At 67.1% G+C, this 25,832-nt stretch carries 24 protein-coding genes; 7 read left to right on the top strand and 17 right to left on the bottom strand.

Annotation, left to right across the window (positions count from 1 at the left end; genetic code table 11):
- Positions 1-19: 19 nt before the first annotated feature.
- The 5 genes from J2Y49_RS09745 to J2Y49_RS09765 form a co-directional block, all read right to left on the bottom strand.
- Positions 20-2,485 (bottom strand): hypothetical protein, encoded by a 2,466-nt coding sequence (locus J2Y49_RS09745; RefSeq protein WP_310114460.1) that lies wholly within the window; start codon positions 2,483-2,485, stop codon positions 20-22.
- Between the two features lie 280 nt (positions 2,486-2,765).
- On the bottom strand, positions 2,766-3,266 hold the full coding sequence (locus tag J2Y49_RS09750) for a DUF934 domain-containing protein (protein WP_310114463.1): 501 nt from the start codon (positions 3,264-3,266) through the stop codon (positions 2,766-2,768).
- On the bottom strand, positions 3,253-4,944 hold the full coding sequence (locus J2Y49_RS09755; protein WP_310114465.1) for a nitrite/sulfite reductase: 1,692 nt from the start codon (positions 4,942-4,944) through the stop codon (positions 3,253-3,255). Before J2Y49_RS09755 ends, J2Y49_RS09750 begins: the two co-directional genes overlap by 14 nt.
- A gap of 58 nt (positions 4,945-5,002) precedes the next feature.
- Positions 5,003-5,290, bottom strand: a complete 288-nt coding sequence (locus tag J2Y49_RS09760; protein ID WP_310114467.1) for a DUF2849 domain-containing protein — start codon at positions 5,288-5,290, stop codon at positions 5,003-5,005.
- Between the two features lie 130 nt (positions 5,291-5,420).
- Positions 5,421-5,978: an NAD(P)-dependent oxidoreductase gene (locus J2Y49_RS09765; RefSeq protein WP_310114469.1), complete on the bottom strand. Its 558-nt coding sequence runs from the start codon at positions 5,976-5,978 to the stop codon at positions 5,421-5,423.
- Between the two features lie 262 nt (positions 5,979-6,240).
- Between J2Y49_RS09765 and J2Y49_RS09770 the strand changes: the two genes are divergently transcribed.
- Genes J2Y49_RS09770 through cysC form a run of 3 tightly spaced genes read left to right on the top strand, consistent with a single transcriptional unit; the run spans position 6,241 to position 9,612 of the window.
- A complete protein-coding gene (locus tag J2Y49_RS09770; RefSeq protein WP_310114471.1) occupies positions 6,241-6,948 on the top strand; it encodes a phosphoadenylyl-sulfate reductase in 708 nt (235 codons plus the stop codon).
- On the top strand, positions 6,945-7,742 hold the full coding sequence (gene cysD / locus J2Y49_RS09775) for a sulfate adenylyltransferase subunit CysD (RefSeq protein WP_310114473.1): 798 nt from the start codon (positions 6,945-6,947) through the stop codon (positions 7,740-7,742). The genes J2Y49_RS09770 and cysD overlap by 4 nt, the downstream gene beginning before the upstream one ends.
- A 1-nt stretch (position 7,743) precedes the next feature.
- The gene (gene cysC / locus J2Y49_RS09780) at positions 7,744-9,612 is read left to right on the top strand and encodes an adenylyl-sulfate kinase (RefSeq protein ID WP_310114475.1); all 1,869 of its coding nucleotides are present in this window, start codon (positions 7,744-7,746) and stop codon (positions 9,610-9,612) included.
- A 74-nt stretch (positions 9,613-9,686) separates the two neighbouring features.
- On the opposite strand, the gene J2Y49_RS09785 is transcribed toward cysC, so the two are convergent.
- On the bottom strand, positions 9,687-10,919 hold the full coding sequence (locus J2Y49_RS09785) for an MFS transporter (protein ID WP_310114478.1): 1,233 nt from the start codon (positions 10,917-10,919) through the stop codon (positions 9,687-9,689).
- Between the two features lie 269 nt (positions 10,920-11,188).
- On the opposite strand from J2Y49_RS09785, the gene J2Y49_RS09790 reads away from it, so the two are divergent.
- Positions 11,189-12,256, top strand: a complete 1,068-nt coding sequence (locus J2Y49_RS09790; protein WP_310114480.1) for a nitronate monooxygenase — start codon at positions 11,189-11,191, stop codon at positions 12,254-12,256.
- Between the two features lie 32 nt (positions 12,257-12,288).
- Here J2Y49_RS09790 and J2Y49_RS09795 read toward each other — a convergent pair whose 3' ends face one another.
- From J2Y49_RS09795 to J2Y49_RS09845, 11 genes are all read right to left on the bottom strand, one after another.
- Positions 12,289-13,317: a GGDEF domain-containing protein gene (locus tag J2Y49_RS09795; protein WP_310114481.1), complete on the bottom strand. Its 1,029-nt coding sequence runs from the start codon at positions 13,315-13,317 to the stop codon at positions 12,289-12,291.
- Positions 13,318-13,417: 100 nt separating this feature from the next.
- Positions 13,418-13,942 carry a pentapeptide repeat-containing protein gene (locus J2Y49_RS09800; RefSeq protein WP_310114483.1) on the bottom strand — a complete coding sequence of 175 codons (525 nt, stop codon included), beginning with the start codon at positions 13,940-13,942 and terminating at the stop codon, positions 13,418-13,420.
- Positions 13,943-13,973: 31 nt separating this feature from the next.
- A complete protein-coding gene (locus tag J2Y49_RS09805) occupies positions 13,974-14,480 on the bottom strand; it encodes a thioesterase family protein (RefSeq protein ID WP_310114485.1) in 507 nt (168 codons plus the stop codon).
- The gene (locus tag J2Y49_RS09810) at positions 14,477-14,893 is read right to left on the bottom strand and encodes a HEPN domain-containing protein (protein WP_310114488.1); all 417 of its coding nucleotides are present in this window, start codon (positions 14,891-14,893) and stop codon (positions 14,477-14,479) included. The genes J2Y49_RS09805 and J2Y49_RS09810 overlap by 4 nt, the downstream gene beginning before the upstream one ends.
- Positions 14,883-15,203 (bottom strand): nucleotidyltransferase domain-containing protein, encoded by a 321-nt coding sequence (locus J2Y49_RS09815; RefSeq protein WP_310114490.1) that lies wholly within the window; start codon positions 15,201-15,203, stop codon positions 14,883-14,885. The genes J2Y49_RS09810 and J2Y49_RS09815 overlap by 11 nt, the downstream gene beginning before the upstream one ends.
- 3 nt (positions 15,204-15,206) lie before the next feature.
- Complete coding sequence (locus tag J2Y49_RS09820; RefSeq protein ID WP_310114492.1) at positions 15,207-15,608, bottom strand: HEPN domain-containing protein; 402 nt, start codon at positions 15,606-15,608, stop codon at positions 15,207-15,209.
- Positions 15,598-15,924 carry a nucleotidyltransferase domain-containing protein gene (locus J2Y49_RS09825; protein WP_310114494.1) on the bottom strand — a complete coding sequence of 109 codons (327 nt, stop codon included), beginning with the start codon at positions 15,922-15,924 and terminating at the stop codon, positions 15,598-15,600. The genes J2Y49_RS09820 and J2Y49_RS09825 overlap by 11 nt, the downstream gene beginning before the upstream one ends.
- 72 nt (positions 15,925-15,996) lie before the next feature.
- Positions 15,997-19,488, bottom strand: a complete 3,492-nt coding sequence (metH, locus tag J2Y49_RS09830; protein WP_310114496.1) for a methionine synthase — start codon at positions 19,486-19,488, stop codon at positions 15,997-15,999.
- 50 nt (positions 19,489-19,538) lie between these two features.
- Positions 19,539-20,012, bottom strand: a complete 474-nt coding sequence (locus J2Y49_RS09835) for a DUF29 domain-containing protein (protein ID WP_310114498.1) — start codon at positions 20,010-20,012, stop codon at positions 19,539-19,541.
- Between the two features lie 61 nt (positions 20,013-20,073).
- On the bottom strand, positions 20,074-20,979 hold the full coding sequence (metF, locus tag J2Y49_RS09840; RefSeq protein WP_310114499.1) for a methylenetetrahydrofolate reductase [NAD(P)H]: 906 nt from the start codon (positions 20,977-20,979) through the stop codon (positions 20,074-20,076).
- A complete protein-coding gene (locus J2Y49_RS09845) occupies positions 20,976-21,962 on the bottom strand; it encodes a metalloregulator ArsR/SmtB family transcription factor (RefSeq protein WP_310114502.1) in 987 nt (328 codons plus the stop codon). Before J2Y49_RS09845 ends, metF begins: the two co-directional genes overlap by 4 nt.
- A 455-nt stretch (positions 21,963-22,417) precedes the next feature.
- On the opposite strand from J2Y49_RS09845, the gene J2Y49_RS09850 reads away from it, so the two are divergent.
- The 3 genes from J2Y49_RS09850 (at position 22,418) to J2Y49_RS09860 (ending at position 25,695) form a co-directional block, all read left to right on the top strand.
- On the top strand, positions 22,418-23,203 hold the full coding sequence (locus tag J2Y49_RS09850; RefSeq protein WP_310114504.1) for a VacJ family lipoprotein: 786 nt from the start codon (positions 22,418-22,420) through the stop codon (positions 23,201-23,203).
- Positions 23,204-23,323: 120 nt separating this feature from the next.
- Positions 23,324-23,998 (top strand): ABC transporter substrate-binding protein, encoded by a 675-nt coding sequence (locus tag J2Y49_RS09855; RefSeq protein ID WP_310114506.1) that lies wholly within the window; start codon positions 23,324-23,326, stop codon positions 23,996-23,998.
- Positions 23,999-24,198: 200 nt separating this feature from the next.
- Complete coding sequence (locus J2Y49_RS09860; RefSeq protein ID WP_310114509.1) at positions 24,199-25,695, top strand: pentapeptide repeat-containing protein; 1,497 nt, start codon at positions 24,199-24,201, stop codon at positions 25,693-25,695.
- The last annotated feature ends 137 nt before the right edge of the window (positions 25,696-25,832 follow it).

Here is a 25,832-nt window from a genome sequence, read left to right on the forward strand (position 1 = left end):
CCGGACTGCGGTCCCGGTATCAGATGTCGATCGTGTCGCCGTCGTCACGGTAGGCATAGCGGTAGGCGGGAGTGGTCTTGCTCCCCCTGATCCAGCCCGGCTTCTTGGGATCGCCGGTGCCGATTCCGGTCCACTGTTCGATGGCGATGTAGCCGTACCCCTGCAACTTCTCCATGAGTTTCGCCACGTCGTCGGCCCTGGCGTCCGGCGAGATATCGGCGTAGGCCAGCCTCAGCTCGTCCAGGACGCTGTCCGCCGAGCGGTAGACCGGAGCATCCTTGGCGAACAGCGCGGTGACGTGATCCACCTCGACCGGGCACTTGTCGATCGACCGGGCCAGCAGAAGACAGATGTTTTCGGCGATGACGTCGGTCGGCAGCGAGGCCGTACCGCGCATGACGTCGAAGATGACCCTCTTGCTGCTTTTCAGGTCGGGGAAGCTCTTCAGCAGGCGCATGGTCAGGATGTAGGGCGACGGCTTGTCGTCCATGCAGCATTCCAGAATCCGGCGCAGGTCTTCCTGCAGGATCTGGTCGCGGTGGACCAGATCGGGAAAGGTGGATTTGCGGATGGCCTTCAGCGTGCTCGATCGCGCCTTTTTGAACACGGCCCAGGTGAGGACATTGTACCGGGTGGCGACGGCTTCGATCGTGCTGAGGGACTCCAGAAGCTGCTTCCATCCGAGATCGACCAGCCGGTCGTAGCGCGCCATGGCCGCGTCCACGAAGCCCTGATAGATCTGCGGCGTGACCGTCGGCCAGTCGCGGGGCGTCACCTCGATGCGCGCCGTGCCGCAGAGCGGGATGATGGGGTAACGGACCTCCTCGCCGGCTTCGTCGGTCTTCATCACGCGGCTGATCGGCTCGCCCACCGCGTCGATGTGCGGATTGTTGTCGGGCAGGCCGAACCACGACTGCAGGAACCGCTGACAGTTGCGGCGGCCCAACTCGTAATCATGGCGCCGGAACTCGATGTCGAGGAAGCCGCCGAAGCCGCCCCACAGGCCGCAGGCGATGGCAGCGGGCTGGGGCTGCGTGCCGAAGAAGCGCGACGGGGAGATGCGCCACAGGTCGGCCCCGGTGTTATCCAGGGCGCGCATCAGCACGTCGGGGCGGAAGCGGCTCTGTTCGACGAACATGCCGATCATCTTCGAGACGATCTTGGTCAGCCGGGTGTTCGCGCTCCCATCCGGATTGAGGCCGTCGATGGTCGGGGCCTCGGGGAAGGGGCTGATCATCACGACGATGCGGTTGACTTCCGCCACATCGCTCGGCGCCCGTTCGGGGGGATTTTCCATCAGCGCATAACGGGCGAGGTCGAAGGGATCGTTGTTGATGGCGCCGCCGTCCACCGCCGCGAAGCGGTAATTCTCCGGCGGCCGCAGGACCGTTCCGCCGCCGGAGGAGCCGTTCCCCCACGGCCACTGGGGCTTGATCTCCTTGAACCGATCGGGAGGGATGCTCATCGGCCAGGCGCGCTGGTTGTAGTGTGAAAGCGGAGTCACCAGGTCCAGGGCCGAGAGCCCGATCGGAAACGCCCCGGACGCGAGCGTGTTCTTCACCAGCCGCTTGCTGTTGGGCTGCGTATAATCCTTCGGCTTCTCCCCGTCCTCGCTGTCGAACCACAGCGAGCCCTCGTTCCGCGCCGCGGCGCCGCCGGCGTTCGAATCGACGGTGTAGCTGTAGGCCGCGTCCGACTGCGCCCATGGGCTGACGAAACGCGCGCATCCCAGTCCCTTCAGGACGAAATGGGCGTGGTCGAGATGGTTCATCATGCCATAGGCCGACCCGCCCATGCCGCCCCGTACCTCGATCTTGTAGGGGATGCCGCGGGTGTTGGTCTGGGTCAGGAGCACATGCAGATTCTCAGCGATGTAGGGGCGCGGCGGCAGACGTTCGGGGGCGCTCGCCGCCACCTCCAGGTCGGCCAGCGCCTTGCGGCCAATGTTCATCAGCGGCTGGGCGTTGAGAAGCGAGTACACATCGCCCAGCTTGGTGCCGGCAGGCAAATCCGCATTGTCCAGCAGCCCGGGGATCGTCGGCGTCCCGCTCTCCGCCGGCTTTGCCGCGGCCTTGTCGGTATCGCTCTTCACGAAGGCCGGGCCGTCCACCCAGGCCTGATAGAGTTCCGGCAGGACGTGCCAAGGGACCTTGCCGGCCGATCCGGCCTCGTCACGCGCGGCGTAGGCGGGGTCGTTCGGCCGGCCGGCCTTCGATGGCCGCGCGCCCATGCCGGCGCAGAGCGAACCGATGGAACTGGTGATGGCGCCTGCCGAGGCGCCGGTCATCGTCGCGATGACGACCTTGTGATGGGGCACCGTCCGGGTGCCGTTGGCGATGTCCCGCCGTTTCGCCGCCTCCCACTCCTCCAGCGCTTCCACCAGGAAATCGAGCACGCCGGCGGAATAGGCACCCGCGGAAATCGCGCCGGACATCGCGAGGCCGAGATAAATGGTTTTGTCTGGAGTCTGTGTTTCGGCAGCCATCAGCTTCGTTCCCCGTCATCGAGTGCGACGGAGGGCACGCCGTCGCGCGCATCACGTCGGGAAGAAACTCTCCTTCCGATAGTGGAGTAACGCAACTGAGGTTATATGACGAGATCAGTCATCAGATTTAATCTTTGAAATTGCATCCTCTCCGATACCGCCGGCGCGGCCCTCCCCTGCCCTGTCGTCCTGAAAACGAAAGAAGGGCGCCGAATCCGGTCGGATCGGGCGCCCTTGGCATAATTGTGACGAACCGCCGGAAAGACCGGCGGTAAGCGCCCTACCCCACCTTCAGCTTGCGGCGCAACAGCGACAGCGGCGCCGTGTCGTCCAGGCTCGGCTGGAAGGCGATGGAGACCTCGGTCAGCGCGTTGGCCCAGCTGTCCGGGTTGGTGCCTTCCGGCGCCTCGACCGAGGAGAAGCCGGTGCGGACCAGATAGAGATACTGGTCGGGAATGACATGGCCGACCGCGCGGATCTCGCCGGTGTAGCCGTAGCGCTCGCGCAGCTCGCGCGCGGTGGAGAAGCCGCGTCCGTCGCGGAACTTCGCGAACTCCACCGCCACCAGTGCGAAGCGGTCGAGGTCGGCGGCGATGGCCCCTGCCAGCGTGCCGCTCTTCAGCCGCACGCCCAGCTTGGCGTTGCGGCCGTCGAAGCTGTCGCGCTCCGCCTGCCAGCGCTCGAAGCTGATGATGACTGGGCGGTCGTTGGGAACCGGCTCCCCGTCGGGGATGAAGCTCCAGGCGTCCTCGCCGATGCGCCCATTCTCAATCAGCGGCATAGATTCTCTCCTTGAACGGGGCATGGCCGACGCGGGCAAGCGTGTCGATGAAGCGCTCGCTCTCGCCCTGGCGGTTGGCGAGATAGACGTCGACGATCGCCTCGATGGCGTCCACCGCCTCGGTCTCGGTCACCGCCGGGCCGAGGATGTCGCCGATGGCCGTGGTCAGCGTCGGGTCGCCGCCCACCGTGATCTGGTAGTATTCGGTGCCCTTCTTGTCGACGCCGAGGATGCCAATGGCGCCGACATGGTGATGGCCGCAGGCGTTGATGCAGCCGCTGATCTTGATGCCGAGTTCGCCGATGGTGCGCTGGCGGAGCGGATCGGCGAAGCGGGCCGAGATCGCCTGGGCCAGCGGGATCGAGCGGGCGTTGGCCAGCGCGCAGTAATCCAGCCCCGGGCAGGCGATGATGTCGCCGATCAGCCCGGCATTGGCGCTGCCCAGCTCCGCCGCGTCCAGCTGCTTCCACAGGTCGTAGAGGTCGTCCTTCTTCACATGCGCCAGGACGAGGTTCTGCACATGGGTGACGCGCAGCTCGCCGAAGCTGTAGCGCTCGGCCAGATCGGCGACGAGGTCCATCTGGTCGCAGGTGGCGTCGCCGGGGATGCCGCCGGCCGGCTTCAGCGAGATGGTGGCGATGGCATAGCCGGGCGCCTTGTGCTCCGCGACATTCACCGCCAGCCAGTTGGCGAAGGCCGGATCGGCAGCCTTGGCGCGCTCCAGCGCATCGGAATGGTCGGTCAACTCCTCGAAGGGCGGCGGGGCGAAATGCTGGCGCACCCCCTCGACGATTTCCGGGTCCAGACGGTATTTCGGGCCGCGCAGCCGCGCGAACTCCTCCTCCACCTCCTGGGTGAACTTCTCCAGCCCCAGCTCGTGCACCAGGATCTTGATGCGCGCCTTGTAGATGTTGTCGCGGCGTCCGTACTGGTTGTAGACGCGCAGGATGGCTTCCAGGTAGGCGACGAAATCCTCCTGCGCCACCCACTCGCGCACCAGCTTGCCGACGAAGGGCGAGCGGCCGAGACCGCCGCCGACATAGAAGGAGAAGCCGGGCTCGCCCTTGTCGTTGCGGCGCGCCAGAAGGCCGACGTCGTGGATGCGCACCGCCGCGCGGTCGCTCTCGGCGCCGGAAATGGCGATCTTGAACTTGCGCGGCAGATAGGTGAACTCGGGGTGCATCGTCGTCCACTGCCGCAGGATCTCGGCATAGACGCGGCCGTCCACCACCTCGTCCTTGGCGGCGCCGACGAAGGGGTCGGTGGTGACGTTGCGCACGCAGTTGCCGCTGGTCTGCAGCGCGTGCATGTCCACCTCGGCCAGTTCATGCAGGATCGCCGGGGTGTCTTCCAGCTTGATCCAGTTGTATTGCAGGTTCTGGCGGGTGGTGAAATGGCCGTAGCCGCGGTCGTACCTGCGCCCGATGGCCGACAACTTGCGCAGCTGGGTGGCGGACATCACGCCATAGGGCACGGCGATGCGCAGCATGTAGGCGTGAAGCTGAAGGTAGAGGCCGTTCATCAGCCGGATCGGCTTGAACTCCTCTTCCGTCAGTTCGCCGGACAGGCGGCGGTCGACCTGTTTGCGGAACTGCTCGACGCGCTCGGCGACGAACTGCCGGTCGATCTCGTCGTAATGATAGATGCCGGCACGGGCACCGGGCGCGATGTGGTTCATGTCGATAAACCCTATAGGGCCGCCGGAACGGCCAGCGATCAAAAAAACAGCCAGTAGATCAGGCGGCCTGCTTGCCCAGATCCAGGCGCACGGTCGGGCCGGCGGTGCGGATACGCTCGCGCATCGTCGCCGGGACCGGGGCGCCGTCCTGCTCCACCACCTCGAAGGCGTAGATGTCGACGCCGAACTGCTCGCGCTCCGCCTTTTCCTTGGCGGCGGCCAGCACCCCGTCGGCCTCGGCGCGCGGGAACAGCGCGGCCTCGGCGAAGGACTCGACCCACACGCCTCCGTCGCCCAGGAACACGACTTCCCCGTCGCGCAGGCGGTTGGCGGTGATGGCTTTCATCGACCCTTCCTTCGATCGATCCTTGGCCGACATCTGGCTCTCCTGGCTGGTCGTTCTCTAACGCGTTTGGTGTCTTACCCGAACCGGTGATGGTCCGGCAGTGGATTCGGCGCAGCGGCGTGGAAGGTTCTCACGGCAGCCATCGTTCCCGGTCGATCATCGCGCGGGTCTCCTGGGCGACCTCGGACATCGACGCCCCCTCCGCCCGGCGGCGGTTGCGGAAGTCGGCGATGGTTCGCAGCCGCTCCGCCCACTCCTCCGGGAACAGCGCCTCCAGCCGCTGGCGCAGCAGGCTGGCAAGCGTCGGGCTGCGGCCACCGGTGGAGACCGTCATCACCAGATCGCCACGCCGCACCACGGAGGGCGAGTGGAAATCACACAAGGGGATGACGTCCTCGACATTCACCAGCACGCGGCGCGACCGCGCCAGTTCCGCCAGTGCCGTCTCGGTCTCCGGCCCCAGCCCCATGACGTACAACACGCCGACCGTGTCCAAATCCTTGGCATCCGGCAAAGCCCGCACCAGTTGGCCGCCGGCGAGCGCGGCCAATTCCCCATCCGGAACCGGTGAAAAGACTACTGGGTCAGCCCCGCCCTCGCGCAATTGCGTCAGGCGGCGAACAGCGAGCGGGCCGTTGCCGGCCAACGCGATCACCACACGCGACGGGTCGAGCGCCAGCGGAATCATGGCCGCACCGCCGGAGCGGACGACACGGAGCGGCGGAGACCAGTCCCTATGATGGAGATCATGTGCATGGCGGTATTTAGCCCAGGCCCGCCGACACAATCAACATATTTCACACAAAGCTCTGCAGCGCAGCACAAGCCTATTAAACAAGTAGAGAATGTATTTACGTTGCACGGGTTTTCCGCCGGTGTTAATGTGCAAACACGAACGGTAAATCTACTAGTCAAGTAGATAATGTGGCCACCGCGAAAGGCAGCTGACGATGGACGCCGCGACACGGGTGAAACATCTGACCGACAGCTACGGCACGCTGGAAGGCGCGCCTTTGCTGGCCGCCATGCATGACGTGTTCGGCGGGCGCATCGCACTGCTGTCCTCCTTCGGCGCCGAATCCGCGGTGCTGCTGGCGCTGGCCGCCGAGGCGACGCCGGATTTCCCGGTTCTGTTTGTGAATACCGGCAAGCTGTTCGGCGAGACCCTGCGCTACCGCGACCAGTTGGTGAAGCGGCTCGGCCTCCGGGATGTGCGGGAGATCGGCCCGACCGCCGACGACCTCGCTGCCGGGGACAAGGACGGCATGCTGTTCAACCGCGATTACGACGCCTGCTGCCACCTGCGCAAGACGGTGCCGCTGGACCGCGCGCTCGCCACCGCCGGGCTTGAGGCTTGGGTGACGGGGCGCAAGCGTTTCCAGTCCACGACCCGCGCCGCCCTGCCCCTGTTCGAGGCCGAGAATGGGCGCGTGAAGGTCAACCCGCTGGCCAACTGGGACAAGGACCGGCTGGAAGAGGAGTTCACCCGGCGCGACCTGCCGCGCCACCCGCTGGAGGCCGACGGGTTCCTGTCGATCGGCTGCTACACCTGCACCGAGCGAGTGGCGCCCGGTGCCGACCCGCGTTCCGGCCGCTGGGCCGGCAGCGCCAAGACCGAATGCGGCATACACACCACCATGATTGGAACCGCCCGATGAGCGCCGATCTCGACCAGCTCGAAAACCAGAGCATCTATATTCTGCGCGAAGCCTACAACCGCATCGACAAGCTGGCGATGCTCTGGTCGATCGGCAAGGACAGCAACGCGCTGCTCTGGCTCTGCCGCAAGGCGTTCTTCGGCCGCATTCCCTTCCCCGTCGTGCAGCTCGACACCGCCATGGAGCTGCCGGAGGTCTACGAGTTCCGCGACCGCATCACCAAGGAATGGGGCCTCGACCTGAAGGTGGAGCAGTGCCCGCCCGAGGAGGAGATGGACCAGACCCTTCCTCCCCTGACGCGCGCCGCCGCGCGCAAGACGGAAGGTCTGAAGAACCTGCTGCGCGACCATGCCTATCAGGGCGTGATGGTCGGCATCCGCCGCGACGAGCAGGCGACCCGCGCCAAGGAGCGCGTGTTCTCGCCTCGCTCGCTGGAAGGCGACTGGGACGTCAAGGACCAGCCGGCGGAGTTCTGGGATCATTACAAGACCCGCTTCCCGGAAGGCGTCCATGTCCGCATCCACCCGCTGCTGGCCTGGACCGAGCTGGACATCTGGCGCTATTCCCAGCGCGAGGGGATTCCCATCGTTCCGCTGTACTTTGCCCGTGACGGCAAGCGTTACCGTTCGCTGGGCGAGAAGAACATCACCTTCCCGGTCGACAGCACCGCATCCACCATCGACGAGATCATCGCCGAGCTTCAGGTGACCCGCATTCCGGAGCGCGCCGGCCGCGCGATGGACAACGAATCCGAAGACAGCTTCGAGCGCCTGCGCAGCGTGGGGTACATGTAAGATGCCGCATTCTCAACTTCGCATCGTCATCGTCGGCCATGTCGACCATGGCAAGTCCACGCTGATCGGCCGCCTGCTGAACGACACCGGCAGCCTGCCCGACGGCAAGGTGGAGCAGGTCCGCGAGATGAGCCGCAAGCGCGGCATGCCGTTCGAATGGGCCTTCGTCATGGATGCGCTCCAGGCCGAGCGCGACCAGGGCATCACCATCGACACCACGCAGATCCACTTCAAGACGGCTCAGCGCCCCTACGTCATCATCGACGCCCCGGGCCACACCGAATTCCTGAAGAACATGGTGACGGGCGCCTCCCAGGCCGACGCCGCCCTGCTGGTGATCGACGCCGACGAAGGCGCGCTGGAACAGTCGCGCCGCCACGCCTTCCTGCTGCATCTGCTGGGCGTGCGTCAGGTCGCGGTCATCGTCAACAAGATGGACAAGGTCGAGTTCTCCAGCCGCCGCTATGAAGTGGTGGCGCAGGAGATCAAGGACTATCTGGCCGAGTTGGGGCTGCAACCCAAGGCGGTGATCCCGGTTTCCGCCCGCAACGGCGACAACATCGTCAGCCGCAGCGAGCAGTCCGACTGGTATCTCGGCCCCACGGTGATCGAGCAGCTGGACGCCTTCCGTCCGCAGCAGACCTCGCCCGACCAGCCGCTGCGCCTGCCCCTGCAGGACGTCTACAAGCCGGACGACCGCCGCATCCTGGCCGGCCGCATCGAAAGCGGGCGGCTGCGCGTCGGCGACACCCTCCATTTCTCGCCCACCGGCGCCAGCGCCAAGGTGGTCAGCATCGAGGCGTGGAACCATCCGGAGACGGTGCTGTCGGCCCAGGCCGGGCAGAGCATCGGCATCACGCTGGACAAACGCATCTTCGCCGAGCGCGGCCACATCGCCCACCATCAGGCCGACGCCCCGACGCTGGCCCACCGGCTGAGCGTGCGGCTGTTCTGGTTGGTGTCGGACCCGCTGGTGGTCGGCAAGACCTACACGCTGAAGATCGCCACCGCAGAACACCGCGTGACGGTGGAGCAGGTGACGGCGGTCATCGACGTGGAGGATCTGTCCAGCACCCCCGGCAAGGCGGTCCGCCGCAACGAGGTGGCCGAGGTCGTCCTGCGCTCCCGCTCGCCGATCGCGCTCGATCTGGCATCGGCCCTGCCGCGCACCGGCCGCGGTGCCCTGATCGACGGCAACGACGTGGTCGGCGGCTGCCTCGTGGTGGAGATCGAGGACGCCGCGGCGGCCAACATCACCGAGGTGTCGCACACCGTCTCGCTGGAAGAGCGCGCCCAGTCCAACGGTCACAAAGGCGGCATCGTCTGGCTGACCGGCCTGTCGGGCGCCGGCAAGTCGACGCTGGCGATGGCGCTGGAACGCGCGCTGTTCGACCGCGGCTGGCAGACCTTCGTGCTGGACGGCGACAATGTCCGCAACGGGCTGAACGCCGGGTTGGGCTTCTCGTCGGATGACCGGGCGGAGAACATCCGCCGGGTGGCCGAGACGGCGAAGCTGTTCGCCGACGCCGGAATGGTGGTGATCGCCTCGCTGATCTCGCCGCTGAAGTCCGACCGGGCGCGGGCGCGGGTGATCGGCGGCGAGCGCTTCCACGAGGTGTATGTCGCCGCCGACCTCGCCACTTGCGAGGAACGCGATCCCAAGGGCCTGTACAAGAAGGCGCGCGCCGGCGAGATCGCCGAGTTCACCGGCATCTCCGCCCCCTACGAGGCGCCGGACCAGCCCGAACTGGTGATCGACACCGACTCGCTCGGCCGCAGCGAGGCGTTGGCCCAACTGCTCGACTATGTCGACGAGACCTTGGGCAAGAACAGCCTGAAGTCTGAGAAGGAACTGACCTACGTCATTTGATGGGCGTGATCTGAGGGTCGGCGTCATTGTGGAGAAGCTTCGGGCGCGGGGGAAAGACCGCGCCCGAAGTGTTTTCAGGCGGCCTTGCTGTCACTGCGGTAAAAAGCCGTCACGACCAGAGCCGCACACGCCAGCGCGAGCGGCAGGAACGAGATCCAGAGGACGGATTCCCACCCGTAGCTGGTCAGCAATCCGCCGGAGGCGAAAGAGCCGAAGGCCATCGTGCCGAAGACGATGAAGTCGTTGAGCGATTGCACCCGCGTCTTCTCTTCCGGCCGGTGGCACTCCAACACCAGGGCCGAGGCGCCGAGGAAGCCGAAGTTCCAGCCCACCCCCAGCAGGATCAGGCTCACCCAGAAATGGGCCACATCCAACCCCATCAGTCCCACGGCGGCGGATGCGGCGATCAGCGCCAGTCCGGCGGCGACCAGGCGGGGAGCGCCGAAGCGGGTGATGAGACGGCCGGTGAAGAAGCTGGGGGCGTACATCGCGATCACATGCCACTGCAGGCCGAGGTTGGCCGATTCCTGCGACAGCCCGCACAGCCGCATCGCCAGCGGGGCCGCCGTCATGATGAAGTTCATCAGCAGGTAGGACACCACCCCGCAGATCACGGCGGTGATGAAGCGGGGCTGGCGCAGGATCTGGCCGGCCGACCGCCCTCCGGCCACCTCCGCCGCCGTCGGCTTCGGCAGACGGACGCCGAGCAGGACGAGCGCCGACAGGGCGGCGACCGCGGCCTGCGCCACATAGGTCGCCGCGAACAAATAGGGCGGCCACAGGTTCATCGTGTGGGTGACAAGCTGCGGCCCGACGATGCCGGCGACCACGCCCCCCGCCATGACGGAGGACATCGCCCGCGGGCGCCGCTCGGCAGAGGTGCAGTCGGCGGCGGCGAAGCGGAAGGAGAGCACCACCGCAGCATAGGCGCCGCCGGGGATCATCGCCGCGCAGAACAGCCAGAAGCTGCCGAGCAGGATCGCGAGCCAGGACAGCAGGCCGACGAGGACGCCGCATCCTGTTCCGGCAAGAAATGCGGCGCGCCGGCCATACAGGCGGGCGATGGTCCCGGCCGGCAAGGTGCACACCGCCATCCCGACCACGAAGATGGAGATCGGCAGCGTTGCCAGAGCCGCGCTGGGCGCCAGCGTGTTGCCGACGATGGCGCCGGTCGCATAGACGACCACCGCATTGGCCCCGGCAAGCGCCTGCGCGACGACCAGCCGCGTGACGTTTCCGAACTCGTGCCGGCCGACTGAGGTGGAGACGAGTCCGCCATCGGCGGGGGTGGCTTCGGCTTGCGGCATGGAGGCCCTCGGGCGGTGCGCCGGCCTCTTGCCGACTGGGATGAATGATCCAGGAGTAACGGCCGCCCATCATGAACGGAAATGGTATTTTCGCATGCATGGATAAGCGGGAGTGATGGATGCTCGACCGGCAGGGGCTTGCTGGCGACGGCATCAAGCCTTCACCCGAAGTGAACGCCGCCTTCAGAACAAGTCATTGGTCGTGAAGGCCGGCCGGGCGTAGCATCGCTTGCGTTGTCGAAGCGACGGAGACGGACATGCCCTCTTTCATGGACTCCCTTGACAGGCTCGGGCTGCGCTCGCCGGTGATCCAGGCGCCGATGGCGGGCGGTGGCGATACCGCGGCGCTGGTCGCGGCGGTCAACGAGGCCGGCGGTCTGGGCTTCGTCGGGGCGGCCTATCTGACCGACGCGCAGATTGCCGAGCGAACGCTCGATATCCGCAACCGCACCGCCCTGCCCTTCGGCATCAACCTGTTCGCGCCGACGCCGGCCCCCGATCCCGCGCCGATGATGGCAGATGCATTGGCCCGCGTTGCTCCTTCTTACGCCGAGCTAGGGCTGCCGGCACCGGAGACCCCATCTTATGCCGGCGATGGGTTCGACCGGCAGTTCGCGGCGCTGCTGGACAGCGGGGCGGCATACTACAGCGTCACCTTCGGGCTGCCGCCGGCCGACAGCGTGGCTGCGGCCAAGGCGCAAGGCATGCGGGTGCTGGGCACCGCGACCACGGTGGCGGAGGCGGTGGCGCTGGAGCAGGCCGGTGTCGATGCGGTGATCGCACAGGGCAGCGAGGCCGGCGGGCATCGTGGCAGCTTCATCGGCGATCCCGCGGCGAATCTGATCGGGACGATGGCGCTGGTTCCGCAGGTGGCCGATGCGGTCGGTGTTCCGGTAATCGCGTCCGGCGGGATCATGGACGGGCGCGGCATCGCCGCGGCATTGGCACTGGGTGCCGCCGCGGTGCAGATGGGCACCGTCTTCCTGACCAGCGACGAGGCCGGCATCCCGGAGGCGCACAAGGCCGCCATCCTCACGGCACGCGAGGATCAGACCCGGCTGACCCGCGCCTTTTCCGGGCGGCCGGCGCGGGGCATCGTCAACCGCTTCATGGATGCGGTGGAGAACCCGGCAGAGCCCGACGCGGTGCTGCCCTTCCCCCTGCAGAACGCGCTGACCCGGCCGCTGCGCACTGCCGCCGGCAAGGCCGGCCGGGCGGAGTTCCTGTCGCTGTGGGCCGGCCAGGGGCTGCGGCTTGCGCAACGCCGGACGGCGGGGGAGCTGGTGGCGGAACTGCTGCACGGGACCGAGGCGGTGCGGCGTCGGCTGGGCGGCTGAGTCCGGGGGGATGCGGGACCCAGGCGGTCGGTTCAGGCGGTCTCGGCCATCACCCGATTGCGGCCGCCGCGCTTGGCGGCATAGAGGGCCTGATCGGCGCGCCGGACCAGCGCCATCGCCGGCTCGCCGGCGCGGAACTCGGCGACGCCGACCGACAGGGCGACGGTGCCGTAATTGGCGTTGCGCGCCTTGTTCACGATCTGCCGGGCGCCGACGAAGGTCCGCACTTGCTCCGCCAGCTTGGTGGCGTTCTCCAGGCTGGTGCGCGGCAGGATGATCGCGAACTCCTCCCCGCCATAGCGGACGGCGGTGTCGCGGCCCTTGATGCATTCGGTCAGCATGCGGGCGACCAGCTTCAGCACATGGTCGCCGACCAGATGCCCGTGGGTGTCGTTGAAGGCCTTGAAATGGTCGATGTCGACCATCAGCAGCGACAGCGGCTGCTCGTCGCGCACCGATGCGTCCATCGCCTCTTGCAGCATCAGGTCGAAGGCCTTGCGGTTGCCGATGCCGGTCAACCCGTCGGTCAGCGCCTCGCGCCGCGCGCTGTCCAGGCTGACCCGCATCTCCGCCAATTGCTGGCTCGATTCCTGAAGCTGGAACTGCAGCGCGGTCTGACGGTCGACGATCTCCTTGGTCTCCGCCGCGATGGCGGCGACCATGGCCCGCAGTTCCGGCAGGCTGAGCGGCTGGTCCAGCTCGTCCCGGAATCCGGTCAGGGCGTTGCCGTAGCGCTCCGTCTCCGACCCGACATTGCCCAGCTGCTCCAGAATGCGGCCCAGCGCGTAGCGCGCCTTGTCGGAGGTTTCGCGGATCGCCTGCGCTTCGGCATCGAGCGTGAAGAAGCGCTTGTACAGTTCGTCGCACAGCGTCTGCGACGTGGTCAGCCCGTCGCGGCGCGCCAGATCGATGGCGCGGGTCAGGTCAGGGTTGCGGCCGCTGAAGTAGACGTACCAGAGCGTGAAGTTTTCCGGGGTGGGCGGCAGCCGGTCGGACAGCATCCGCTCCATGGCCTTCGCGGCAAGGCCGCTGGAACGCTCGAAATCCTCCGTGATCGCCACGACCGTCGTCCGTCAAAAATCATTCGGTTTCGAACGGTACGCGGCCCAAGCCCTTACGGCAAGAAGGTTTTTGGCGATGCGGCGAGTTGTTGCAACCGCTCTAGTTGCACTGCCCGATCGAGCTTTCCGCACAGATGTGCGTGCCGTCGGTCCAGCGGGCGCCCGACAGGTCGGCGTTGTTCAGATCGGTGCCGGACAGCCTGGCCCCGGTCAAGTCGGCCCGCACCAGCGATGCCCCTACCATCTTGGCATTGCGCAGGTCGGCGTCGCGGAAACTGGCACCGGTCAGGTTGGCCCGGGTGAAATCGGCCTCGATCAGCCGCGCCCCGTCGAAGATCGCCCCCGGCGCCGTGCTGCTGACGAACCTCGCGCGATAGCCGTCGGCATCGGTCAACTTGGCCTGCCCCAGATTGGCCCGCTGGAAGGTCGCATCGCGCAGCATCGCGCCGCTGAGGTCGACCCCGGTCAGCGTCTGCCCCTCCATGGAACAGCGCCGCCAGTTGACCTTCGGCTGCGCCGCCTCGGTACAGGCGGCCAGCGCCGGCCCGGCGGAAAGGAAGGTGACGACCGCGGCTGCGGCCAGAAGAGGGGCGGAGCGGAGCCGAGCGACGAATGCGTTCTTCATTCCTCGATAGATGGGGGCATCGCCCGTGAACTCAAGCTCGGCCCGTGTCGGATTGGTCGGGATTCAACTGCCTCACCGCCCGTCCCGCCTGAGGCGGCCAGGGACCGGCCGCATGGGCCGCCGCCTGTTCAGCGAGATCCGCTGCAACCGCCGGCGGAAAGGGGGAGGTCTTGCGGGTGGCGAGATCGACATGCAGCAGCATGAACTCCGCCGTCGCCGCCAGCCACCCCTCCTCCGCATGCCGCATCTCGTGGAACAGATGCAGCCGCTTGGCATCCGCGCCCAGAACCAGCGAGTCGAAGCGGAGCGGTGCCCCTTCCGTCACCTCGCGGGCATAGGTCAGGTGGGCATCGACGACGAAGACCGACCGGTTCTCCGCCGCCACATAGGCCTTGCCGATCCCGAACCGGTCCAGCACGGCGTCCGTGGCATGGTCGAAGGCCAGCAGGTAATAGGCGACATTCATGTGCCCGTTGTAGTCGATCCACTCCGGGCGGACGGTTTCGCGGTGGAGGTCGAGAGGTGTGGCGGAGGTCATGAAGGGGATCCGGTACCGGCTGAAATGATAAGAGAAACGCTATGCAAGGTCGTGTCTATCTCGTCCAACCAACCAAGCACTTCCTCCATGGCCGGTTCATCGGAGACGTCGCCCGCCTCGCCTGGATATCGGTACAAGGTGGCAAAAGCGGTGAAGCGCCCGAGGGGCGATAAGCGTTCCCGAATCGGCAGGGCGCGCGGAATGCGCATGACGAGCAAGTCAATGTGATGGGAACGGGGTACGTCGATCTCCAACCAGACCAGCGCCGCCTTCACCAGCTTTTCCGCGGCCTGCTGACAATGGTACGTGGCGGCTGTGACGATGGGATCCGGAACCGAAAGGCATGCCCGGCCGGCACGCAGATCGATGGATTTCGTTGCCAACCATGCTTCGGGTTCGACCCTAAGCCCCATAGACCCGCACCCCTTCATGCGTGGCCTTGTAGCTCAGCGTGCCGACCTGATCCTTGTTCGCTTCGAAAAAGGAACGTCGGCACGGCACGATATCCGCCGGGATGCCGGTGCCAGCCTTGGCCGCATGGGCGAACACCGCCGACCGCCGTTCCTTCGGCGCATCGTCCGGGACGATCACCAGCAGGTCGTAATCGCTGTCCTCATGGAAGTCGCCGCGCGCCCGGCTGCCGAGCAGATAGATGGCCTCCGGCTCCAGGGCCGGGATGATCCGGTCCAGCAGGAGTTGCAGCTTCTCGTCGACCACGCCCATCGCCTATGCCTCTGCGCTCAGAAACGCCGCGACAGTCGCGCGGACCTGCTCGATTTCAGCCAGCCAGCGGGACACGTCGTCGGGATCGGGCTCGTCCGGCGGGCTGTCGAAAACATCGATGCTCGGATAGCGGAAAGCCGCGACGAAGATGGTGAACCGTTCCAGCGGCAGCAAGGTTGGACGCAAGGGATGATCCGACGGCACATCGTCGAGCAGCGCCACGATGTTGTGCTGTTTGGGCGGATGGCGGCCGAGCGAGACGAGGACTGCCTTCACCAGCTTCTCCGCCGCCTGCTGGCAATGATAGGCCGCAGATTTGACCGCCGAGCCGACAAGGCAGGCACGGATCGCGCGGATGTCCTCGTCCACCACCGCCAGCCAGGCTGCGACCACCCTATCGACCATAGACCTGCACCCCGAAGTGGTTGGCCTCGTAGCTCAGGGTGCCGACATGGTCCTTGTAACGTTCGAACCCGGTGCGGGAGCAGGGAACGATGTCGGCCGGAACCCGGGTCTGGCGACTGGCCTCGAAGGCGGTGGCCATGGACCGCCGTTCCTTCGGTGCGTCGTCCGGGACGATCACCAGCAGGTCGTAATCGCTGTCCTCATGGAAGTCGCCGCGCGCCCGGCTGCCGAACAGATAGATGGCCTCCGGCTCCAGGGCCGGGATGATCCGGTCCAGCAGGAGTTGCAGCTTCTCGTCGCCCCGTGCGTCGACCATGCCCATGGAAATCCTCCGCTGCCCATCCTAACACGGAACGGGCGGCGGAGGATCAACCTCAAAGCCAGAGCATCAGACCGAGAAGTACTTGGCCCGCGGGTGGTGCAGGACGATGGCGGACGTGCTCTGCTCCGGATGCAGCTGGTCCTCGTCCGACATCTCGATGCCGATCCGGCCGGCGTCCAGCAGCTTCAGAAGCTGTTCCTGGTCCTTCAGGTTCGGGCAGGCCGGATAGCCGAAGCTGTAGCGGCTGCCACGATAGGACTGCTGCAGCAGCTTCTCCTTGTCGCGGCTGTCCTCGGCACCGTAACCCAGCTCCGCACGGATGCGGGCATGGACGTACTCCGCCAGCGCCTCGGTCATCTCCACCGACAGGCCGTGCAGGTAGAGATAGTCCTGGTAACGGTTCTCGGCGAACCACTCGCGCGCCACCTCGGCGCAATGCTGGCCCATGGTGACGACCTGAAGACCCAGAACGTCACGCTCGGGATCGGTCACGTCGCGCAGGAAGTCGGCGATGCACTCGCCATCCTCCTTGCCCTGGCGGGGCATGGTGAAGCGGGCGGCCTCGGTAGTGCCGTCCTCCTCGAACAGGATGACGTCGTTGCCGTCGGCCGCCGCCTTCCAATAGCCGTAGACGGCGGTCGGGCGCAGGATTTCCTCCTTCGCCGCGATCTGGAGGATGCGGTCGAGCACCGGCCGCAGCTCCTTCTTCGACCACTCCTTGAACTCCTCGAAGGACTTGCCGTCCTTCCGGTAGCCCCATTGCAGCTGATAGAGCATCCGCTCGTTCAGGTAGGTGACCAGCGTCTTCAGCGGCACATGGTCGATCAGCTTCGGCCCCCAGAAGGGCGGGGTCGGCACCGGAACGCCTTCGGCCAGCCGGTGGCGGCGGGCACGGACGGCGTCCTTGTCCACCGGACCGGTGGCGGCGCTGGTGGCCTGCCCCAGCACGCGGCGGCGGTTGGTCGCCTTGCCGGCGCGCTTGGCCTGCTGGATGGCGAGCTGCTGGTCGAAGCTGCCCTCCACCACCTTGTCCATCAGGGTCAGCCCGTCGAAGGCATCGCCGGCGTAAGCCACGCGGCCGGAGCCGTAGGACGCCACGCAGTCTCCCTCGACATAGGCGCGCGTCAGGGCGGCACCGCCGAGCAGGACCGGCACCTCCAGCCCCTCGCGGGTCATCTCCTCCAGGTTCTCGCGCATCACCACGGTGGACTTCACCAGCAGGCCCGACATGCCGATGGCGGTCGCCTTGTGCTCCTTGGCGGCCTGGATGATGGCGGTCACCGGCTGCTTGATGCCGAGGTTGACGACCTTGTAGCCGTTGTTGGTCAGGATGATGTCGACGAGGTTCTTGCCGATGTCGTGGACGTCGCCCTTCACGGTGGCGAGAACCAGCGTGCCCTTCTGCTGGCCCTCCACCTTCTCCATGTGCGGTTCCAGCCAGGCGACGGCGGCCTTCATCGTCTCGGCCGACTGCAGGACGAAGGGAAGCTGCATCTTGCCGGCGCCGAACAGTTCGCCGACCACCTTCATGCCGTCGAGCAGGTAGGTGTTGATGATTTCCAGCGGCGGGTGGGTCTTCATCGCCTCGGCGAGGTCATCCTCCAGCCCGGTGCGGTCGCCGTCGACGATGCGCTCCTTCAGCCGGTCCTCGACATTCTCCGCCCGCGCCTTCTTCTTGGCGTCGGCGGCCTTGCGGCCTTCGAACAGGGCGATGAAGGCGTGCAGCGGGTCGTATCCCTCGGCGCGGCGGTCGAAGATCAGGTCCTCGGCGGTCTTGACCTCCTTCTCGGGGATCTGGTGCAGCGGCAGGATCTTGGAGACATGGACGATGGCCCCGGTCATGCCCTTCTTCACCGCATGGTCGAGGAAGACCGAGTTCAGCACATGGCGCGCCGCGGCGTTCAGGCCGAAGGAGACGTTGGACAGGCCCAGGATGATCTGGCAGCCGGGCATCTCGCGGGCGATCGCCTCGATGCCTTCCAGCGTCCAGATGGCGAGCTTGCGGTCGTCCTCGTTGCCGGTGGCGATGGTGAAGGTCAGCGGGTCGAACAGCAGGTCGGACGGGGCGAGGCCGTACTCGTTCACCGCCAGATCATAGAGCCGCTTGGCGATGGCGAGCTTGCGGTCGGGCGTCTTCGCCATGCCCTCTTCATCGATGGTCAGCGCGATGACGGCGGCGCCGAACTTCTTGGCCAGCGCCAGACGCTTGCGCGCCGGCTCCTCCCCATCTTCGAAGTTGATCGAGTTGAGGATCGCCTTGCCGCCATAGAGCGCCAGCGCCTGCTCCAGCACGCCGTACTCGGTGGAATCGACCACCAGCGGCGCGGTGACCGAGCCGACGAAGCGCGACATCACCGCGTTCATCTCCGCCACCTCGTCGCGGCCGACGAAGGCGGTGCAGACGTCCAGCGCGTGGCTGCCTTCCTTCACCTGCTCGCGCGCCATCTCGACGCAGCCGTCCCAGTCGCTCTTCTCCTGCAGCTCGCGCCACTTCTTGGAGCCGTTGGCGTTGCAGCGCTCGCCGATGGCGAAGAAGGCGTTCTCCTGGCGCAGCGTGACCTGGGAGTAGAGCGAGGCAACCGCCGGCACCCAATGGACGGTGCGGCCCTTCGGCGCCGGGCGGTGCGAGCCGGCCGGGGCCAGCTTGCGCAGCATCTGGTTCGCCGCGGCGATGTGGGGCACGTTGGTGCCGCAGCAGCCGCCGACGAGGTTCACCCCGTCCTCCGACACGAAGCGCTCCAGCCAATGGGCGAAGTCGCCGGCCAGCAGCGGGTAGTGCGTCTTGCCGTCCACCAGTTCCGGCAGGCCGGCATTGGGCTGGACCGAGATCAGCCCCGGCCAGTTCTGCGACAGCCAGCGCACATGCTCGCTCATCTCCAGCGGGCCGGTGGCGCAGTTCAGGCCCATCAGCGGCACGTCGAGCGCCTGGATGACGGTGGCGGCGGCGGCGATGTCGGTGCCGACCAGCAGCGTGCCGGTGGTCTCGACGGTGACCTGGACGAAGACGGGGGTGTCGCTGTCGGCCTCCAGCCGGGCGCGCTTGATGCCGTTGACGGCGGCCTTGATCTGCAGCGGGTCCTGGCAGGTCTCCACCAGGATGGCGTCGGCCCCGCCGGCGATCAGGCCGGCGGCCTGGACATAGAAGCTGTCCTCCGCCGGCTGATAGGCGATGTGGCCCAGGCTGGGCAGCTTGGTGCCCGGCCCGATGGAGCCGATGACGAAGCGCGGCAACCCGTCCTTGAAGCTTTCCGCCGCCTCGCGCGCCAGTTCGACGGCGCGCTGGTTGATCTCGAAAGCCTTTTCGGAAATGCCGAACTCGCCCAGCGTCACCGGCGAGGCGCCGAATGTGTCGGTCTCCACCATGTCGGCGCCGGCTTCGAAATAGCCGCGATGGATGTCGCGGACGATGTCCGGGCGCGACAGGGGCAGGATGTCGGTGCAGTTCTCGTGCCCCCAGTAATCCTTCTCGACGTCGAGATCGAGCGCCTGGATGCGGCTGCCGAACCCGCCGTCGCAAAGCAGAACGCGGTCACGCAGGGTGTCGAGGATGTGGGGCATGGGAATGCGTCTTGTCCGTTATTTGGCGGGTTCGGGGCGGAATGGCGGGGTCAGGTGAGGCCGTGGCGGTTGGTGGGCCACCAATCCTCGCCGAGAAGCTGCTCAAGTGAATAGGGGCAGTCGGCTGGAAGATCGTCCAGGCGGAGGCCGTCGCGCTCCAATCCAAGAGCGGCGATCTTCCGGCCGGTCTTGTAGATGTCAGCCGTCTCGATCCGTCCGCGCAGGCTGGGGCTGGCCGACAAATCGCGAGCAATGCGGTCGCGATGTTCGACGATGGTAACTTTCCAATCGCCGCGTGGATCAGCCGCGGGGGAGTATTCCAGCTTCAGCAGATGCTCGATCACACGGACCAACGCGCTTTCGACCGCGCGCAATTCCGACCGGCCCATGCTCTCGATCTCCTCCGCGACGTTTTCCCAGTCGATGGGCGTGTTGATGCGTTCGCGCGACGCCTCGCGGAGCAGGCGGGCCTGCTCCTCGGTCCAGGCGAGGAAGTCGGTGTCGTATCCGATCCGGCTGTCCATGGCGCAATCCCCCTTCCGCGGATGTGCAGCGATTCTAGCACGAAACCGTGACGGCTGCGCCCTACCCCACCACCGCTGCCGCGGCCGGCGCCGCCTTCGCCTTCACGCCCAGCATGCGGCAGATGGCGATGGTCAGGTCGGAACGGTTCAGGGTGTAGAAATGGAAGTCGTGCACCCCCTGCGCCTGCAGTTCCTGGCACTGCTCGGCGGCCACGGTGGCGGCGACGAGATGGCGGGTTTCCGGATCGTCGTCCAAGCCCTCGAAGGTCTCGGCCAGCTTCGCCGGCATCGACGCGCCGCACTTGCCGGCGAACTCCACCGCGCGGGCGAAGTTGGTGATCGGCAGGATGCCGGGGACGATCGGCACATGGATGCCGGCCGCGGCGCAGCGGTCGAGGAAGCGGAAATAGACGTCGTTGTCGAAGAAGAACTGGGTGATGGCGCGGGTGGCCCCGGCATCGACCTTGCGCTTCAGGTTGTCCAGGTCGAATTGGGCGCTCGGCGCCTCCGGATGGGATTCGGGATATGCTGCGACCGAAATCTCGAAGTCGGCGATGCGCTTCATCCCCGCCACCAGATCGGCGGCATAGGCATAGCCGCCGGGAAACGGCTCGTAGCGGCCACCGACGCCGCCCGCGGTCTCCGGCGGGTCGCCACGCAGGGCCACCAGATGGCGGATGCCGGCATCCCAATAGGTGCGGGCGATGGCGTCGATCTCGTCGCGGGTGGCACCGACGCAGGTGAAGTGGGCGGCGGCCGGGATGCCGGTTTCCGCCTGGATGCGGCAGACGGTGGCGTGGGTGCGCTCGCGGGTCGAGCCGCCGGCGCCGTAGGTCACCGACACGAAGCCGGGCGACAGCGGAGCCAGCCGCCGGATCGACTGCCACAGGCTCTGCTCCATCTTCTCCGACTTGGGCGGGAAGAACTCGAAGCTGACGGACGGCTGGGCAGAAGTGGGCGCGGTCATGACGGGACTCCGCTGAGCGAGTGGGCGGGCTTCGGGGAAGAAAGTTGAGTGCCGGCCGCAAGGCGGGTGGCCGGCCAAATGGAGACGGTGAGCGGATCGCCCGGCAGATGCACCACCGGGCCGCAATCCAGGCCGGATTGGCGGCACCAAGCGGCGACCTCGGCGTCCGCGAAGCCCAGGCGGCGGTGCGCATGCTCCTCGCGCAGGGCTTCCAGGTGATGGGGGGCGAAATCGACGACCAGCAGCAGCCCGCCGGGGCGCAGGACCCGCGCCGCCTCGGCCAGGACGCCGGCCGGCGATTCGGTGTAGTGCAGCACCTGGTGGATCACCGCGGCGTCGAAGGAGCCGGAGGGGAAGGGCAGCTGGTACATGTCCGCCTGCCGGACATGACAGTGGCGAAGCCCCGCCTCCTCCAGCCGGTTGCGGGCGACGGTCAGCATTTCGCGCGACTGGTCTACCCCGATCGCACGGTGGACGCGTCGGGCGAGCACCTCCAGCATCCGTCCGGTGCCGGTGCCGATATCCAGCAGCTCCTCCACCCCCTCTTTCGGGAACAGGCGCAGCAGAGCGGCCTCGACCTCGCCTTCCGCAACGTGAAGGGAGCGGATTTCGTGCCAGCGCGCGGCATTCTCACGGAAATAGGCGGCGGCGATCTCCGACCGGGAGCGCTTGATCGCCTCCAGGCGCTCCAGATCGAGCGTGAGCGTCGGATCCTCGTCGGGGATGGCGTCGACCAGCACGCGCGCCAGCTCGGCCGATTGCCCCTTCTCGGCAAGGCGGTAGAAAGCGAAGGTGCCCTCGCGGAAACGGTCGAGCAGCCCGGCATCGCACAGAAGCTTCAGATGGCGCGAGACGCGCGGCTGGCTCTGGCCCAGGATCTGGGTCAGTTCGGTCACCGTCAGCTCGCCATGCGCGCAAAGCGCCAGCAGCCGCAACCGCGTGGTCTCGGCCGCCGCCTTCAACGTCGCCAGCAGATCGTCCATCGCCTCACGTCCGATTCGGGCCAGGGAGGGGAGCGGCCAGCCGGTGCACCACGCCCCGACAGCCCGGATACAGATATAAAGATATCTTTATGCGTCGTAAACCGCTTTTCGCGGACAGCCGCCATCGCGCCCGTCACGGCGGTGGCCCGGCCCCTGCCCGTCCGCCCGGTCCAAGGTCGAAAGCGATGGCGCGCAAGCTCTCCGGCGCCGCTGCGGCAAAGCCGTCACAAGCGCCGCGCCGTCTCGCAGGGCGCGACCGCCTATGCTGGTCAAACCGCAAAGCCTGTGTTAGGTCATGAAACGGTGGAAATTCTGCGATATCTCGCCCAATCTTCCCGCCGACCGCGTAGCCACCTTGCCAGGGTTGAGGACATCCGCCATCGGAGTCTTCGGTTGTGGACAGGACATGCGGCGACCCGCACCGAGTCGAGCCCACTGATAAAGAGCCGTCGCACATGAAGCTGGCCAGCCTTTCCCGCTCCCTCCTCCGTACGGCCACCGTCGTGGCATTCGCCCTGACGGCAACGGCCTGCGCGACCAACCCAGGCGACTCGGGCGCGACGGACGCCGCCTATCAGGTCAACGATCCGCTGGAAATCCCCAACCGATTCGTCTTTGCCGCCAACGAGGCGGCGGACATCCTGGTGATCCGTCCGGCGGCGGAGGTTTACGTGGGCGTCGTGCCCGATCCGGTGCGCGACGCGATCCACAACTTCATCGACAACCTGATGTCGCCGCTCTACATCGCCAACAACCTGCTGCAGGGCAATGTGGACGGGGCGTCGCACGCCACCGGCCGCTTCCTGACCAACACCATCCTGGGCGTGGGCGGCCTCGCCGACGTCGCCACCCAGGCCGGCATCCCGAACGCGCCGGAGGATTTCGGCCAGACGCTGGCGGTTTGGGGCGTGGGTGACGGCCCGTACATCGTGCTGCCGCTGCTGGGCCCGTCGAACCTGCGCGATACCGCCGGCTATGCCGTCGACACCGTCGGCGACCCGGTCCGCATCTGGGCCTACGGCACCGACCACAAGGGCATGCTGATCGCCCGCTCCGTCACCAGCGCCGTCGACCGCCGGTCCGAGATCCTGAAGGAGGTCGACGACCTGCGCCGCAACTCGCTGGACTTCTACGCCACCGCGCGCAGCCTGTACCAGCAGCAGCGCCGGGCGGCGATCGCCAACAACAAGGCGGCAGCCTCGCCGGAATTCCCGGACTACTCCACCCCGCCGAAGCCCTGATCCCGTCCGCATGGCTTTTCCGCCTGCCGGCGCATTTCCCCGACCGGAAATCGCGCTGGCAGGCCGGCCGGACGCCTATGGATTTCGGATCCCCGAGGTCACAGGACCCCCAAAGGCCACATGACCGTTGACAATGCCGCGGCAACCGCCACCTTTCGCCCTACCATGCTGACACGCCGCAAGTTTGTCGCGTGCGCTGCCCTGCTCGCGGTGAGCGGTTGGGCCGGGCACACCCTCATCTCCCCCGCCGCCGCGCAAGTCGCGGACCAGGGAGCCAGCGCGTTCATCCAGAAGCTGGGGAACGACGCCATCGCAACCTTCTCGGACAAGAGCCTGTCGCGCGATCAGGCGATCCAGCGCTTCCGCACGCTCCTGTACGCCGGCTTCGACGTGCCGTACATCGGCCGCTGGGTGCTGGGCCGCTACTGGAACAGCGCCAACGAGGCTCAGCGGGCCGAGTACCAGAAGCTGTTCGAACAGCTGATCGTCAACACCTATGCCGAACGTTTCGTCGAATATTCCGGCGAGACATTCAGGATCGTCGGCACCTCCCCGGCCGGCGAGGCGGATACCTTGGTGACGACCCAGATCGTCCGCCCCAACGGTCCGCCGGTGAATGTCAGCTGGCGCGTCCGCAAGGCGGGCGCCGACTTCAAGATCATCGACGTGGTGGTGGAGAATGTCAGCATGGGCGTGACCCAGCGGCAGGAATTCGCCTCCGTCGTCGAGCAGAACGGCGGCCGCATCGACGGCCTGATCCAGGCCCTGCGCCAGAAGGTCGGTCGCGCCGGCTGAACGGCCTGAGCGGCGAAACAACTCAACCGGCCAAGGCCGCCGTTCCCCGCGGGAGGCGGCCTTTTCCATGCCCGGGTCGCCGAGTCCGACCCGGCAACGGAGGAGCACCGTCGAGAAACCGTGACGCGCCTGTCCGAACGGGCTATCGTTGCGCCGACGCTCCTGTCTTTCGTCATACGGTGGATCCGGGAACCCACGCCATGGCCGAACGCGATCCCAAAGAGATCGACGAACTCCGGACGATCATCCAGGCGCATCAGGCGTGGCTGAAGCGGCCATCCAGCGGCCGCCGCGCCGACCTCAGCTTCCGCGACCTGTCGCAGCTGAACCTGGAGCGCGTGTCGCTGGCCGGGGCCAAGCTGGCAGGGGCCAATCTCAGCAGCACCCGCATGGTGAAGGCCGACCTGTCGCAGGCCGACCTGTTCGGCGCCGACATGGAGGCGGTGAACCTGTCGGGCGCCATCCTGACCGGTGCCGACCTGCGCGGGGCCAACCTGCACCGCGCCCTGTTGACCGACGCCAACCTGCGCGGCGCCGATTTCCGCGCCGGTGAGTTGGTCGACAGCGGCGGCCCGACCGGCAGCCAGACCACCCGTGGCACCGGCACCACCCGCCTGACCGAAGCCAAGATGGAACGCTCGATCCTGGCCGGCGCCAACTTCAGCGGCTGCGACCTGACCGGCGCCGACCTGAATGACGCCGACCTGACGGGGGCGGAACTGACGTCGGCCGTGCTGATGGGCACCGATTTCTGCGGGGCCAACCTGGACGGGGCCGTGTTCGGCAACACGGTGATGGACCACGCCACGCTGACCCGCACCTTCATCCCCTTCGCCCTGCCGCCCGACGCCATCGTCCAGCCCAACTACACCGCGATGCCGGTGGCCGAGTTCCTGGAACTGGTGGAGCGGCACGAACGCTGGGTCGACAGCGGCGGGGCCGAGGGGGCCCGGCTCGATCTCGACCTCGTGTCGGTGGCGGGGGCGGACCTGCATGGGCGCACGCTGGCGGCCGCCCGGCTGCGCCGCTGCCGCCTGCCCGGCGCCCGCCTGACCAAGGCCAGCCTGGAAATGGCCGAGCTGTCCTACATCGACCTGGACGAGGCCGATCTGCGCGACGCCGTGCTGCGCGGGGCCACTCTGCGCCGCGCCTATCTGGCGCACACGCTGATGAACGGGGTGGACGCCCGTCCGGTGCCGCTGGCCGGCGGCCGCGACTGGCCGGCCAATTTCGAGGGCGCCGATTTCTCCGACGCCGACCTGCGCCAGTCCACCATGGGGCCGGCGGTGGTCCGCGGGGCGAATTTCCAGAATGCGCTGACGGACCGCTCTGGCATCGACGTGCCCAGCGCTTCGAGCCCCTTCCCCCTGCCGCCGCCGGAAGAGCGGCGACGCCAGAAGCGCTTCGTCCGTCCGGGCATGGTCGTCCACACCGACCATGGCAGCTTCCCCGCCCGCAACTGGTCGGTGGGCGGCCTGTGCCTGCTGGCGGTGAACCAGCCCTATCAGCGCGGCCAGACCTTCCAGGCCCGCGTGGTGCTGGCCGACCGGCAGGAGGTGACGGCCATGGCCAACCTCGTGGTGCTGCATCGCGACGAGGAGCGCGGCCAGCTGTCCGTCCGCTTCCACCAGTATGGCGACGACCTGAAGGCGCTGCTGAAGACCGCCTTCCTGGAACATCAGCGGATGGCCGGCTGAGCTGGCGGTTCGATGCATCTGCCTTGATCGTTTGATTTGAAAGGATCGTTGATTCCTCGGAACGATCAGGGGGAACGATCCACAAGAGGCCCTGTTTGAATGGAGCACGCCGGATGGGGGCATAACCCGCCGGTCCA

This window comes from Azospirillum sp. BE72 (assembly GCF_031455875.1).
Classification (GTDB): Bacteria; Pseudomonadota; Alphaproteobacteria; order Azospirillales; family Azospirillaceae; genus Azospirillum.

Bases quoted from the DNA above. Each gene is read 5' to 3' on its own strand.
- J2Y49_RS09745 (WP_310114460.1), bottom strand. From the start codon at position 2,485: ATGGCTGCCGAAACACAGACTCCAGACAAAACCATTTATCTCGGCCTC.
- J2Y49_RS09750 (WP_310114463.1), bottom strand. From the start codon at position 3,266: ATGCCGCTGATTGAGAATGGGCGCATCGGCGAGGACGCCTGGAGCTTC.
- J2Y49_RS09755 (WP_310114465.1), bottom strand. From the start codon at position 4,944: ATGAACCACATCGCGCCCGGTGCCCGTGCCGGCATCTATCATTACGAC.
- J2Y49_RS09760 (WP_310114467.1), bottom strand. From the start codon at position 5,290: ATGAAAGCCATCACCGCCAACCGCCTGCGCGACGGGGAAGTCGTGTTC.
- J2Y49_RS09765 (WP_310114469.1), bottom strand. From the start codon at position 5,978: ATGATTCCGCTGGCGCTCGACCCGTCGCGTGTGGTGATCGCGTTGGCC.
- J2Y49_RS09770 (WP_310114471.1), top strand. From the start codon at position 6,241: ATGGACGCCGCGACACGGGTGAAACATCTGACCGACAGCTACGGCACG.
- cysD (WP_310114473.1), top strand. From the start codon at position 6,945: ATGAGCGCCGATCTCGACCAGCTCGAAAACCAGAGCATCTATATTCTG.
- cysC (WP_310114475.1), top strand. From the start codon at position 7,744: ATGCCGCATTCTCAACTTCGCATCGTCATCGTCGGCCATGTCGACCAT.
- J2Y49_RS09785 (WP_310114478.1), bottom strand. From the start codon at position 10,919: ATGCCGCAAGCCGAAGCCACCCCCGCCGATGGCGGACTCGTCTCCACC.
- J2Y49_RS09790 (WP_310114480.1), top strand. From the start codon at position 11,189: ATGGACTCCCTTGACAGGCTCGGGCTGCGCTCGCCGGTGATCCAGGCG.
- J2Y49_RS09800 (WP_310114483.1), bottom strand. From the start codon at position 13,942: ATGAAGAACGCATTCGTCGCTCGGCTCCGCTCCGCCCCTCTTCTGGCC.
- J2Y49_RS09805 (WP_310114485.1), bottom strand. From the start codon at position 14,480: ATGACCTCCGCCACACCTCTCGACCTCCACCGCGAAACCGTCCGCCCG.
- J2Y49_RS09810 (WP_310114488.1), bottom strand. From the start codon at position 14,893: ATGGGGCTTAGGGTCGAACCCGAAGCATGGTTGGCAACGAAATCCATC.
- J2Y49_RS09815 (WP_310114490.1), bottom strand. From the start codon at position 15,203: ATGGGCGTGGTCGACGAGAAGCTGCAACTCCTGCTGGACCGGATCATC.
- J2Y49_RS09820 (WP_310114492.1), bottom strand. From the start codon at position 15,608: ATGGTCGATAGGGTGGTCGCAGCCTGGCTGGCGGTGGTGGACGAGGAC.
- J2Y49_RS09825 (WP_310114494.1), bottom strand. From the start codon at position 15,924: ATGGTCGACGCACGGGGCGACGAGAAGCTGCAACTCCTGCTGGACCGG.
- metH (WP_310114496.1), bottom strand. From the start codon at position 19,488: ATGCCCCACATCCTCGACACCCTGCGTGACCGCGTTCTGCTTTGCGAC.
- J2Y49_RS09835 (WP_310114498.1), bottom strand. From the start codon at position 20,012: ATGGACAGCCGGATCGGATACGACACCGACTTCCTCGCCTGGACCGAG.
- metF (WP_310114499.1), bottom strand. From the start codon at position 20,979: ATGACCGCGCCCACTTCTGCCCAGCCGTCCGTCAGCTTCGAGTTCTTC.
- J2Y49_RS09845 (WP_310114502.1), bottom strand. From the start codon at position 21,962: ATGGACGATCTGCTGGCGACGTTGAAGGCGGCGGCCGAGACCACGCGG.
- J2Y49_RS09850 (WP_310114504.1), top strand. From the start codon at position 22,418: ATGAAGCTGGCCAGCCTTTCCCGCTCCCTCCTCCGTACGGCCACCGTC.
- J2Y49_RS09855 (WP_310114506.1), top strand. From the start codon at position 23,324: ATGACCGTTGACAATGCCGCGGCAACCGCCACCTTTCGCCCTACCATG.
- J2Y49_RS09860 (WP_310114509.1), top strand. From the start codon at position 24,199: ATGGCCGAACGCGATCCCAAAGAGATCGACGAACTCCGGACGATCATC.